This is a genomic window from Jeotgalicoccus huakuii (assembly GCF_036665975.1).
Taxonomy (GTDB): domain Bacteria; phylum Bacillota; class Bacilli; order Staphylococcales; family Salinicoccaceae; genus Jeotgalicoccus; species Jeotgalicoccus marinus.
In genome coordinates this window covers 120,416-132,753 of sequence record NZ_JAVIYN010000003.1, presented here as the reverse complement: position 1 = coordinate 132,753, position 12,338 = coordinate 120,416, and the positions used below count along the sequence as shown (strand labels likewise).

Genomic DNA, 12,338 nt, shown 5'->3' with positions numbered 1-12,338 from the left:
ATTCACTCCTATTAAGCTTCAATATTTTTAAGTCGATCTTCACGGTCTTGTGCATTTTCACCACGTATCGCCATGACGGCTACAATCGAAACGATTGCAGTCATAATAATGTAAAGTGATACGGGAATACTTGAACCGTTAAATTGATTCATTAAGAATTCAGCAATCAATGGTGCAGATCCCCCAGCGACTGCGGCACCAATTTGATAACCGAGTGTGACTCCAGTATAACGTACTTCTTTACTAAAGGACTCAGAGAACATCGTACCGAGAATCGCCGTAATCGGCGGCCAAATCACTACAAGGCCTAAGAAGGTCGCAAGTATAACTAGAGCTGGCTCATGTGTATTGACAATGTAGAAATATGGGAAGCCGTAGATTAACATTGCCACAGCACCGATTAAGAACATCTTCCTTCTACCAATTTTGTCGGATAAACTCCCCATAATCGGAATCATAATCGTTGTTCCGACTGAAACTGCCATGATGGATAACATCATAAATTCGAAAGATACATCAAGTGTCGCAACACCATAACCAACAATGAAAGTGGTAAATATATAGAATGGCCCTGTTTCTACGAATTTAGCCCCTGATGTAATCAGTACTTCTTTTGGGTGTTTCTTAAAGATCTCTACGATTGGTAACTGACGGACCTCATTCTTTTTAGCAGCTTCTCTTTGCATTTCTTGGAAGGCAGGTGTTTCATCTAACCCTTTACGAATTAAAAGGCCGACAATCACAAGTAGTAAACTAAAGATAAACGGAATTCTCCATCCCCAAGCTAGAAAAGTTTCTTCAGGCATAGCCCAAGTTAATAAGAAGAAAAAGCCGTAAGCTAAGACTAAGCCAATCGGAATACCCATCTGTGGGAAACTACCGAAGAGTCCACGTTGCTTCTTTGGTGCATATTCTGTTGCGAGTAGTAAAGCGCCGCCCCATTCTCCACCAATACCTAAACCTTGAATTAAACGGAAAAGAAGTAGTAAAAGAGGTGCCGCGACCCCAATTGAAGCGTATGTAGGTAAAAGACCAATCCCTGCAGTCGCTAAGCCCATCATGCTTAAAGTAATAATTAATGTTTTTTTACGGCCGACACGGTCTCCGATATGGGCAAAAATAACCCCGCCCAGTGGACGAATGAAGAATGATAGTGCCAAACCAAAATAAGCTAATATTGTTGATAAAAATTGATCATCAGTGACGAAGAACTGAGTGTTAAAAATAATGCTAGCAACAGCAGCATATAAGAAAAAGTCAAACCACTCAATCGACGAACCAATTAAACTTGCAGATAAAACTTTTGCACGTAGTTTTTTATCCATAGTAAACCTCCCCTTTGTATACGATTACATTATCATGATTTCGGGACATTATAAAGCTGTATTGTCATTGAGTTGATAGAATTTTTAGATTATACTCAAGTGAAGGGGGATGACGATGTTAGAAGAGAAATTGAATGCATTAGTCTCAAAGCAAGCAACTGATAATATAGCCTATCAAATTGAATATCAAGGGAATGTATATAACTATAGAAATGAACATATCTTTCGCTCAGCAAGCATAACGAAGATCCCTCTATGTTTATCCGCCTTAAAAAAAGGTGAATTACTAGATGAAAACCCGACGCTTGATGTGAGTAGAAAGGTGATGGGGTCTGGTGTCCTACATTCGATGGAGGATACAATAACAATGACGCTATATGACCTGGTGACCATTGCCCTTATCGTGTCTGACAACACTGCCTCAAATGTACTGATGGATTATGTCGGTTTTGACCAGATGAGTAAAGACTTTAAGGAGTGGGGTCTAAAGGATACCGAATTAAAAAGTCATTATATGAATATGAACGCAGATCCTAATAAAATGTATAATATTGCGACAGCATCAGGTATGATGACAGCACTTAATTTAATATATGAAGATAATGAGTATATATCACAACCCATTAGAGATAGAATGAAACGCTTATTAAGACAACAACAATTTAACGACCGAGTTGGTGGTACTTTGGATGATGGTGGACAAGAAAATCATATCACTGTGTCATCAAAAAGTGGTACAATCGATAAGCTAGAACATGATGTCGGCATCTTTAAGATGGATAAGACAATATTAAAATTTGCCGTCCTCAGTCAAGGTTGGCCGACAAACTTAGATGGACGTCAATTTCTTATTGAAGTCGGGCATTTATTGAAAGCTGAAATGGAGCAGTAATTTCCGGTTATAGAGTTGCTTTATATATCGTTCTATCTTAAAGTAGATGATATGCTGACTCGTGATTCCGTAGCTCAGCGGGAGAGCACTTCGTTGACATCGAAGGGGTCGGTGGTTCAATCCCACTCGGAATCATACATGACCGGAACGCTTTAGACGTTCCGGTCTTTTTCGTTAAATACAGGTAGATTAAAAGGTAGTGACATAAATGGCTGAAAAAATTGCATCACTAATTAATGGTGATAAGTTTTTCTTCTTTAAGCAAGTTTTAAATAATATCAATCTTGATATATATGACGGGGAAATACTCGGTATAATTGGGCCGAGTGGATCCGGTAAAACGACATGTATTCGAACACTTCTAGGCATGGAAGAACTAACCAAAGGTGAGGCGTATTTCATGAATAAAAAGATGCCGAACCGAAAAATGATGAACAAAATTGGTTACATGGGGCAAGAAACGGCACTTTATGAGACCTTGACGGCACATGAAAATATGGCCTTTTTTGGTAAGTTAAAAAAACTTAAAGGTGATGTGCTCAATCACGAAATTGATAAGAATCTTGAACTAGTTGACTTGAGTAGTTCAAGAAATAAAGTTGTTTCTCAATTTTCAGGTGGTATGAAAAGACGATTATCTTTGGCAATCTCCTTAATTGGTTCACCAGATTTACTCGTCTTAGATGAACCGACTGTTGGTATTGATCCTAAATTGAGAAAAACGATATGGGAACAGCTAAGAGTTTTAAGAGATGAAGGTAAAGGCATAGTTGTCACGACACATGTCATGAGTGAAGCGGAACGCTGTGATAAGGTCGCGCTCATTGTGAATGGAGAAATATACGCTTACGGTACGCCAAAAGAACTGATGACACAATTTGAAGTAAAATCCATTGAGGATGTGTTCTTGAAACTGGAGGTGACGACATGATCAGGTTGACAGCAATTGCTAAAAAAGTGGCCTTAGAATTATATAGGGATCAGAGAACTTTAGCCTTAATGTTGTTAGCACCACTTCTTGTAATTACATTGATGTATTTTGTCTTTGATGTGAATAATGACTTGAATGTACGCATTGGTGTTCCAGATACAATTGATGAACGATTTATAGAAAATATGCCCGAGGAAGTAGAAGTAATCCCTTACGCCTTACAACCTACCTTGGATACGTTGTTAGATAATGATAATTTAGATGCCTACATGGACATCAACGATGATCAAATTACAGTGACATATCATAATGAAGATCCATCTCAAACCAACGCAGCGAAACAAGTCATTCAAACTGCTGTTCAGGCTACAACAAGAGAAACTGCACAGGAAATGTTTAATAACATGCCTGGTGATGAAACGATGCCTGCAATGGATGTTGAGGAAAGCTATTTGTATGGTGATGAGGATTCAACTTTCTTTGACAAGATGTTTCCAATTCTCATGGGCTTCTTTGTTTTCTTCTTTGTCTTTCTAATTTCAGGTATGTCGATGCTGAAAGAAAGAACGATGGGCACCATGGAAAGAATGCTAGCAACATCCGTTAAAAGACGAGATGTTGTGCTTGGTTATATGGGCGGTTATGGTGGTTATGCAATCTTACAGACGATCATAATTGTATTGTACTCTATCTATCTATTAAGTATGACGATTGCAGGTAATATCATATGGGTATTTGTAATAACAATACTCTTAGCAATGGCTGCGCTCGTCATTGGGATGTTCATTTCCACCTTTGCAAACACAGAATTTCAGATGGTTCAGTTCATACCATTAGTGATTGTGCCCCAAGTATTTTTCTCAGGTATCATACCTTTAGAAAATATTTCAGATTGGATATCAGTAATTGGTTACATCTTTCCACTAACTTATGCAGGAGAAGCATTGACTGAAGTAATGACAAAAGGGAACGGCTTTATGGCAATATGGCAGGAATTATTGATTCTTGTAGGGTTTATTGTGTTATTCACTTTACTAGATATCTTCGGTTTAAGAAAATATCGTAAAGTATAAAATAGGAGGCTGACATGTTTAAGAACCTTCAGAGTGTGATGGTGTATGTAGAAGATGTTGAAGCGGCGAAAGAATTTTGGACGACGAAGTTTGATTTTGTTGTAAAAGAAACAATTGAACTGCCGGAAGACTTTAAGGGCTATGACCTTGCACCGAATGATGATGCAGAAACAAGCATGACGCTGTTTTCAAAGGACTTCATAAGAAAATATAGTCCGGAAGTGAGCCTAGACACACCGTCCTTGATGTTTGAAGTAGAATACATTGAGTCCCTCTATGAGAAAAGTAAAACTAGAGGCGTAGAAGTTGGAGAACTAGTAGAAATTCCAGGTACGAAAACGTTCAACTTCCAAGACGGTCAAGGTAATTATTTTGCAGTAGGAGAACCAGTTGAGTAAGTATGATGACCTCGCCAATGAGAATACATTGGTGGGGTTTTAGTTTAAGGGGATGGATATTAAATGGTAGAGTTTAAAGAAATAACAGAAGATAATTTTGAAAAAGTGTTGAAACTTAAGATTAGTGATGAACAGGATAAAAAACGATTTGTTGCACCAAATGAGAGATCGTTGGCAGATGCGTATCTTTATAGAAATGATGGAGATGTATTTCCCTTTGCTGTGGAGGATGAAGGAGAAGTAGTTGGATTTATCTTGTTAGATGAAGATGTAGAAGAAAAAGAATATATGATTTGGCGAATGATGGTGGATGAAAGATTCCAAGGTAGAGGATATGGGAAGGCAATTGTAAAGAAAGTGATAGAACAATTTGAAGCGGATGAAAGATTTGATGTATTGATTGCGGATTATGTTGTGGGAAATGAGCCGATGAAGCAGTTGTTGGAGTCGTTAGGGTTTAAAGAAAGAGAATTTGATGAGAGTATTAATGAGTTTGTGATGGAGTATAAATGAAGAAATTATAGCCAAAATCTTATTAGTTAGTAATTTTTAAATAAATTGGGAAAGAGCTGAACAATTTTATGAATAAGAAAAGAGTTGAGCATCTAAGAAGGTTAATGAAAGAAAAAGAAGTGGATACGGTACTAATATCTAACTTTGAAAATCAATATTACTTCAGTGGTTTAAAGGCAATCACTTATTCTAGACCGATTCTTTTAAAAGTATCACAGAGTGACATGGCTATAGTAATCCCGACGTTAGAAGAAAACCATGCAAAACATATAACAGCAGCCGATCAGTTATATGTTTACCATGAAGTTGAAGGTAAAGAAGGAGAGTATTCGTACTTAGCTCAAGTTGATGCTTTGATGAATACAATACCTGCTGGTTCTAAAGTAGGTATTGAGTTTGGGTCACTGCCGACGAGGCTTGCTTTCATGTTAAAAGAAAAGCGTTTTGAAGTTGAAAATATAGAGTCAGATATAGTCAATATGAGAGCGGTAAAATCTGCTGCTGAAATTTCGATGATTAAAGAATCAGGGAAATTAGTAAGCGAAGCGGTGAAGTTATCATTAGAAAATGTAAAAGCTGGACTAAGTGAATTGGAAATGGACTACTTTGGAACAGAGTACTTGTTTAAAGAAGTATCGAATTCCTATCCGAATTCAACATTAGATTATTTTGTGATGTCACCTTCAGGTGTGGATAGAACGAATATGCCACATGTATTCTCTAACTCTAGAAAAATAGAAGAAGGGGATATCATTATTCACAGTAGACAAGTCGGCTTGAATGGATATAGAGCAGAATGCGAACGAACGATATTTATTGGAGAACCGACAGAAGAACAAAGAAAAGCGTTTGAAGTGATGGTAGAAGCACAACAAAAAGCATTGGACTTTATAAAAGTAGGTGTGACAGCAAAAGAAGTGAATCAAGTTGCTTTAGATGTGTTTAAAGAAGCGGGATTAGAAGAACATGTTGTGCATCGAACAGGGCATGGTATAGGGATAGGTTTGCATGAAGAGCCGAGTTTAAGATTCGATAACGATTTAGTGTTAGAAGCGGGCATGGTGTTTTGTGTAGAGCCAGGGATTTATATACCAGGTGTAGGTGGATTCAGACATTCAGATACTGTTGTTTTAGAAGAAGATAAGACAGTGTTGATCACGGAGTATCCGAGGGATATTGGGAGTTTAATAATTAAATAACTCATTTACTAGTTCTTAAAGTGTTTCGATTGCTTTAAGGGCTTTTCTATTTATATCTTTATATAACAAGATATGATGTATATAATAATAGCAATATTGTTAAACAGGAGGAGGATATTTTTGAAAGAAGAATTGTTAAATGCATATGAAAGAGGGTTTATTGACAGATTTACTAACAAAACCTCTCATTATCCTCCAGAATTAATCATAAATACTAAAGGTAAAAGCTTACTATCACCTTTGTTAGATGCATTAGAGACATGTGATAATTTTTCTATTTCAGTAGCTTTTATTACTGAAGGTGGTCTAGCTACTTTAAAAACTGCTCTATATGAATTATCTGAAAGAGGAGTAAAAGGAAGAATTATCACATCTACATATCTAAATTTTAATAAGCCAAAAGTATTTAAAGAATTATTAAAGATCCCTAATATAGAAGTTCGAATTACTAATCAAGTTGGATTTCATGCGAAAGGATATATTTTTGATAATAAGTCGTACTCAACAATGTTTATTGGTAGTTCAAATCTGACAGACACTGCCCTTAAGAAAAATTATGAGTATAATTTGAAATTAACATCTTTAGATAATGGTGAAGTTATTAAACATTTTAAGGACCAATTCGATGTGTTATGGGAATCCTCTGAAATACTTAATGATACATGGATTAATAACTATGAAGTTATTTACAAAGAAAATTATAATGACAGTAAAATTTTAGAGATAATTGAAACACAACAACCATACTATTACAAGAACGTTGATACAAAAGAAGTCAAACCGAATATAATGCAAGAAGAAGCTTTATATTCATTGAAAAATTTAAGGATGTCAGGCGAACAAAAAGGTCTGATTGTATCAGCAACTGGAACTGGTAAAACATTCTTATCTGCGTTTGATGTGCGAAGATTTAATCCCAAGCGTGTGTTGTTTATTGCTCATAGAGAACAGATACTAAAAAAGACGCTAAATGACTATCGTGATTTACTAGGTGGGGATCCTGATGAGTATGGAATATATAGTGGTACTTCTAAGTCTTTAAATAAAAAGTTTGTTTTTGCTACTATACAAACATTTAGCAGAGATAATCACTTGAATCAATTTGCTAAAGAAGCGTTTGATTACATAGTGATTGATGAGGCACATAGGAGTAGTGCTGATTCATATAAGAAAGTAATAGATTATTTCAATCCAAAATTTTTGCTTGGTATGACTGCAACTCCCGAGAGAACAGATGGTAATGAGATTTTTGGTCTCTTTGATTTTAATATTGCATATGAGATTCGGTTGCAAAAAGCTTTGGAAGCAGAGATACTTTCACCATTTCACTATTTTGGAGTAACTGATCATATCGTTGATGGTGAAGTTATTAATGAGAATAGCTCTTTATATCAATTGGTTGATGAAAAAAGAATTAATCATATTATTGAAAAATTGAATTATTATTCTCATGAAGGTGAAGAAGTAAGAGGTCTCATGTTTGTTTCTAACCGAGAAGAGGCGATTAATTTATCTAGATCTTTGAATGCAAGAGGTTTTAAAACTAAAGCTTTAACAGGTCTGAATTCTCAAGAAGAAAGGGATAACGCTGTCATTAAATTAGAAAGTAATGATTTAGATTACCTTATAACAGTCGATATATTTAATGAGGGTGTTGATATACCAAGTGTTAATCAAGTAGTAATGCTTAGGCAGACAGAGTCTAGTATAATATTCATCCAACAATTAGGGAGAGGATTACGCAAACATAAAGACAAAAGATTTCTAACTGTAATAGATTTTATTGGGAATTATAAAAATAACTATTTAATACCGGTTGCTCTGACAGGTGATAATTCATTTAATAAAGACTCACTTAGAAAAGATGTAGTAGAAGGAAATTTAATCACAGGAGAATCTACGATTAACTTTGAACAAATTGCGAAAGAACGTATTTTTAGAGCAATATCTAAAGCGAAGGTAGATTCATTAGTTAATCTAAAGAAGATGTATCTGTATACAAAAAATAAGGTAGGAAGAATACCAACATTAGTTGATTTATATAATGATAAGGACTCAATGGATCCTATGATTGTATTAAATAAGTACGATAATTATGTAGATTTCTTAATGAAAGTAAAAGAACAAATTCAACCCTTAGATAAGGAACAGTATAAATATTTGACATTCATTTCAAAAGAACTGACTGATGGTAAAAGAATTACCGAGATTATACTTTTAGAAAATTTATTAGAAGGTCAAGTAAATAAATTTGAATTTCAGAAGAAGATAAGTGAATTGGGTTATTATATGGATGATGCTACACTAAAATCTCTCATTAGAATACTTAATCTAGAGTATTTTGCAAAACAAAAAAAAGAAAAGTATGAGTTTTCACTTATAAGTGAAAAAGATAATATAATAAAATTAACAGATAAATTCAGGGCATCTTTAAATGATCAAAACTTCAAAAATCAGGTTTTAGATTTATTTAACTTAGCTCATAAGAAATCAATACTATACGACCAGAAAGCCCCATTTACCTTGTACGAAAAATACAGTAGAGCAGATGTATGTCGTTTATTAAACTGGGAAAAAGATGAATCAAGTACCATGTATGGCTATAAAACAAAATACAATTCTTCGCCTATATTTGTAAACTACCATAAAACTGACGATGTTGATGAATCAGTGCGTTATGAGGATAAGTTTTTAGATACACATGTATTTCAGTGGTTTACAAGAAAGGGGACAGATTTAAATTCTAAAATTAACAAAGATTTATTAGTTAATTATAGAGAAAATGATTCAAAGGTTTACCTTTTTGTTAAAAGAGATGACGATGAAGGTGCTTATCATTATTACGTAGGTGAAGTGAAAATTGACTTTGAATCAATGAAAAATACGCTCATTGGAGAACCAGGTAAAAAATTCAAAGTAGCTAAGATGAATTTTACATTGAAGAAACCAGTGGATTACAATATGTATAGATTTATTACTGGTAGTAAATAAAATTAAAAAGAAGAAGTTCTTATAAAGGACTTCTTCTTTTTATATTGACGAAATTATCAGACAATGGTTTAATGTATTTTGTAAGCGTTTTATATATTTTTATGAGGTGAGAAATGGTTTCTTCAAAAGACGTTGCGAAAAAGGCTGGTGTTTCTCAGTCAACAGTTTCACGTGTTATAAACACACCTGAGTCAGTTTCAAAGGATAAAGTTGAACGTGTTAACAGGGTAATGAAAGAACTCAATTATATTCCTAATTCAATTGCTAGGTCTCTAATCAACAACAAGACGAATCAAATTTCTTTAATTTCAGGTACACTGACTAACCCTTTTTTTGTAGAAGCTACAAGAACAATTATTAATTTTGCTTATAAAAGAGGATATACAGTGAGTGTGTTTTTCGAAGAAGATATTCAAAAAGATAACTTATACAAAACTGTTTTTGGTCAAAAATCGGAAGGTATTATTCTCTCATCGATGTATTATGAAAGTGAGTATCTTAAAGAACTAAAAAAACTTGGTATACCATATATTATGTTCAACAGGAAACATATCGATGGTGGTAATTTTGTTGAAATTGATAATTATCAAGCGGGTTATATAGGCGGAGAATATCTAATTTCAAAAGGTCATAAAAATATACATTTCTTTTCAGGTGAATTAGAGAAATCAACTTTTAAAGGGCGTTATGATGGTATTTGTCAGATCATGAAAGATTCTAATATCATTTTTGATGAATCTAATGTATCTATTACAAAGCAACAGCCCGAACTCATCGCCCAAGAACTTATAAAAGTAATGTCGAAAAAAAAGCGACCTACTGCTATATTCGCAGCTACTGATATGATTGCCTATACTCTAATAGATGAACTTCAAACCATAGGATATAAAATCCCAGATGATGTTGCTATTATTGGAATTGATAATACCGAGGCGCTTAAGCACAGTTCTTTTAAACTAACTTCTATTGGACCAATAGAAGGTAAACATCTTAGCTCAATTGCAATTGAACAATTAATAACTATGATTGAAACTGGCCATGATAATGGTTTTCAACAGACTTTGCCTTGTAAATTATATGAGCGAGGAACTGTTTAAATCAATTTTTGAATACGTATTCAAAAGGATTGAATGAATAAAGGGGTGGAGAAATGGATTATAAAAACATTTTAATAGGTGAGTTGAAGAAAGCGGATAACTATAAATTGAATACGTACCCATACAGCTATCATGAAACATTAAATGATTTAAATATTTATGATTTTGATGAGGTTGCACTTGGTGATGTAGTTACAAGATCACAAAAAGCTTTTGAAAAGTATAAAGAGGCTACCTTATATGATCGCTCAGAAATTCTATTAGAAGCTTCAAGATTGTTAAAAGACTATAGAAATGAAATGGCTGAAATTATATGTTTTGAAGCAAAAAAGCCTATAAAATTCGCAGAGCAGGAAGTAGACCGTTCTATTCAAACTCTTAAATTATCAGGTATAGAAGCATCGAAGCTAGAAGGTGAATTGATCAACCTAGATGTAGCTGCTAACGGAAGTGGGAGAGAAGCATTTACAAAACTTGAACCTCTTGGTGTAGTTTATGCAATGACACCATTTAATTTTCCACTAAACCTTGTCATTCATAAGGTAGGTCCAGCACTAGCTGCTGGAAACTCTATAATAGTCAAACCTTCGGAGAAGACACCATTTTCAGCATACTTTTTGAAATTCCTGTTAGAAAAAGCAGGGCTACCTGAGGATCTTGTTCAGGTTGTGACCGGTGATGGAGCAAATGTAACAGATATTTTACTCACTTTTGACCAGGTGAAGAAACTTTCATTCACAGGTAGTGTAAGAGTTGGGAAATTAATTAAAAATAAGGTTGGTCTTAGGAAATTAACATTAGAACTAGGTAGTACTTCTCCAGTATATGTTTCAAAGAATAATGATCCAGAAAAACTAAACGAAATTGCAGAGCAGATTGTCAACGGAGCATTTAGCTATAATGGACAAGTTTGTATTAGTACTCAAAAAGTATACGTAGAAGCTAACATTTATGAAAGTCTCCTAGAGAAAATAGTAGATAAGACGAAGTTATTGAAATTTGGAGCTATTACTAAATATGATACTGATTATTCAAATTTAATTGATCAACAATCCCAAGAAAGAATCTTAAGTTGGATCAACGAGGCGAAAGAAGCTGGGGCAAATGTTTTGACAGGTGGTAAACCAATAGAAGGATCAATTGAGCCGACAGTTATTACGAATACTTCTGATGAAATGAAAATATGCAGTCAGGAAATATTTGGACCTGTAGTTGTAATTGAAAAAGTGGATCGAAAAAATATTACTGATATCTTGAATGGTAGTCAATTTGGGCTGAACGTAGGTGTTTACACTTCCGATTTATCCGAAGCACTTAGACTGTCTAACAACCTTGATTACGGTCAAGTTTTAGTAAACGATGTTCCGACCTTGAGATATGATCACATGCCTTATAACGGCAGGAGAGACTCAGGATATGGTACAGAGGGCATAAAATACGCTATTAAAGAAATGTCTCAATTGAAAATGGTGAGTCTGAAGTATGAATAGTAAAAAATTTAATTTACCTATATTGGTTTCTGAGTGGAGAGTGAAATATCAACCTCTACCACTAATGAAGAAAAAGGGATTAACGCATTTCTTAGCCACAGATTTAATTGAAAGCTCTACCTCATTTAGTGATGAAAATTTGAGGGAGTATATTTACGAGAAATACGATATCACATTACCTGTTCAATTAGACTACAACATTGATAATTATGGCTGGAATATGTTGAAAAACTATTATATGCATCAAAAGAAAAGTTGGAGTTATCCAGAAGTGGAAAAAGTAACTGAGTATATTGTGTATTTGCCTTACATTATTGAGGAATCTGATAAAAAAATATACTTAGTGGAAGAAAAAACAGGGATGAAAAAGAAAATATCAAGAAAGAATAAAATATATGAACTTTTAAAAAGGGGATAGATTCATATGAC

General features: G+C 34.3%; 11 protein-coding genes and 1 tRNA gene. 11 read left to right on the top strand and 1 reads right to left on the bottom strand.

Translation table 11 applies throughout. The features are described 5' to 3' along the window. Nucleotides 1-11 precede the first annotated feature (11 nt). Nucleotides 12-1,325, bottom strand: a complete 1,314-nt coding sequence (locus V6E76_RS02625) for an MFS transporter (RefSeq protein WP_247348669.1) — start codon at nucleotides 1,323-1,325, stop codon at nucleotides 12-14. A 115-nt stretch (nucleotides 1,326-1,440) separates the two neighbouring features. Between V6E76_RS02625 and V6E76_RS02620 the strand changes: the two genes are divergently transcribed. The 11 genes from V6E76_RS02620 to V6E76_RS02570 all read left to right on the top strand — a co-directional run bounded on the left by V6E76_RS02620 (nucleotide 1,441) and on the right by V6E76_RS02570 (nucleotide 12,327). Next, entirely contained in the window at nucleotides 1,441-2,217 is a 777-nt protein-coding gene (locus V6E76_RS02620) for a serine hydrolase (RefSeq protein ID WP_247348666.1), read from the top strand. A gap of 63 nt (nucleotides 2,218-2,280) precedes the next feature. Then, nucleotides 2,281-2,352, top strand: a tRNA-Val gene (locus V6E76_RS02615). A 73-nt stretch (nucleotides 2,353-2,425) separates the two neighbouring features. Then, entirely contained in the window at nucleotides 2,426-3,148 is a 723-nt protein-coding gene (locus tag V6E76_RS02610; protein ID WP_247348665.1) for an ABC transporter ATP-binding protein, read from the top strand. Then, the gene (locus tag V6E76_RS02605) at nucleotides 3,148-4,221 is read left to right on the top strand and encodes an ABC transporter permease (protein WP_247348730.1); all 1,074 of its coding nucleotides are present in this window, start codon (nucleotides 3,148-3,150) and stop codon (nucleotides 4,219-4,221) included. Before V6E76_RS02610 ends, V6E76_RS02605 begins: the two co-directional genes overlap by 1 nt. 14 nt (nucleotides 4,222-4,235) lie before the next feature. Then, nucleotides 4,236-4,619 (top strand): VOC family protein, encoded by a 384-nt coding sequence (locus V6E76_RS02600; protein ID WP_247348663.1) that lies wholly within the window; start codon nucleotides 4,236-4,238, stop codon nucleotides 4,617-4,619. Nucleotides 4,620-4,682: 63 nt separating this feature from the next. Then, nucleotides 4,683-5,132 (top strand): GNAT family N-acetyltransferase, encoded by a 450-nt coding sequence (locus V6E76_RS02595; protein WP_247348660.1) that lies wholly within the window; start codon nucleotides 4,683-4,685, stop codon nucleotides 5,130-5,132. 68 nt (nucleotides 5,133-5,200) lie between these two features. Next, nucleotides 5,201-6,331: a M24 family metallopeptidase gene (locus tag V6E76_RS02590; RefSeq protein WP_247348658.1), complete on the top strand. Its 1,131-nt coding sequence runs from the start codon at nucleotides 5,201-5,203 to the stop codon at nucleotides 6,329-6,331. Between the two features lie 75 nt (nucleotides 6,332-6,406). Further along, nucleotides 6,407-9,322, top strand: a complete 2,916-nt coding sequence (locus tag V6E76_RS02585; protein ID WP_247348656.1) for a DEAD/DEAH box helicase — start codon at nucleotides 6,407-6,409, stop codon at nucleotides 9,320-9,322. Nucleotides 9,323-9,435: 113 nt separating this feature from the next. Next, the gene (locus tag V6E76_RS02580) at nucleotides 9,436-10,419 is read left to right on the top strand and encodes a LacI family DNA-binding transcriptional regulator (RefSeq protein ID WP_247348655.1); all 984 of its coding nucleotides are present in this window, start codon (nucleotides 9,436-9,438) and stop codon (nucleotides 10,417-10,419) included. 53 nt (nucleotides 10,420-10,472) lie between these two features. Next, a complete protein-coding gene (locus V6E76_RS02575) occupies nucleotides 10,473-11,909 on the top strand; it encodes an aldehyde dehydrogenase family protein (RefSeq protein WP_247348653.1) in 1,437 nt (478 codons plus the stop codon). Continuing rightward, nucleotides 11,902-12,327 (top strand): hypothetical protein, encoded by a 426-nt coding sequence (locus V6E76_RS02570; RefSeq protein WP_247348651.1) that lies wholly within the window; start codon nucleotides 11,902-11,904, stop codon nucleotides 12,325-12,327. Before V6E76_RS02575 ends, V6E76_RS02570 begins: the two co-directional genes overlap by 8 nt. Nucleotides 12,328-12,338 lie beyond the last annotated feature (11 nt).

What these genes read in the sequence shown, in the direction of transcription:
- V6E76_RS02580 (WP_247348655.1), top strand. Translation starts at nt 9,436, where the DNA reads ATGGTTTCTTCAAAAGACGTTGCGAAAAAGGCTGGTGTTTCTCAGTCA.
- V6E76_RS02570 (WP_247348651.1), top strand. Translation starts at nt 11,902, where the DNA reads ATGAATAGTAAAAAATTTAATTTACCTATATTGGTTTCTGAGTGGAGA.
- V6E76_RS02590 (WP_247348658.1), top strand. Translation starts at nt 5,201, where the DNA reads ATGAATAAGAAAAGAGTTGAGCATCTAAGAAGGTTAATGAAAGAAAAA.
- V6E76_RS02610 (WP_247348665.1), top strand. Translation starts at nt 2,426, where the DNA reads ATGGCTGAAAAAATTGCATCACTAATTAATGGTGATAAGTTTTTCTTC.
- V6E76_RS02620 (WP_247348666.1), top strand. Translation starts at nt 1,441, where the DNA reads ATGTTAGAAGAGAAATTGAATGCATTAGTCTCAAAGCAAGCAACTGAT.
- V6E76_RS02625 (WP_247348669.1), bottom strand. Translation starts at nt 1,325, where the DNA reads ATGGATAAAAAACTACGTGCAAAAGTTTTATCTGCAAGTTTAATTGGT.
- V6E76_RS02575 (WP_247348653.1), top strand. Translation starts at nt 10,473, where the DNA reads ATGGATTATAAAAACATTTTAATAGGTGAGTTGAAGAAAGCGGATAAC.
- V6E76_RS02585 (WP_247348656.1), top strand. Translation starts at nt 6,407, where the DNA reads ATGTATATAATAATAGCAATATTGTTAAACAGGAGGAGGATATTTTTG.
- V6E76_RS02595 (WP_247348660.1), top strand. Translation starts at nt 4,683, where the DNA reads ATGGTAGAGTTTAAAGAAATAACAGAAGATAATTTTGAAAAAGTGTTG.
- V6E76_RS02600 (WP_247348663.1), top strand. Translation starts at nt 4,236, where the DNA reads ATGTTTAAGAACCTTCAGAGTGTGATGGTGTATGTAGAAGATGTTGAA.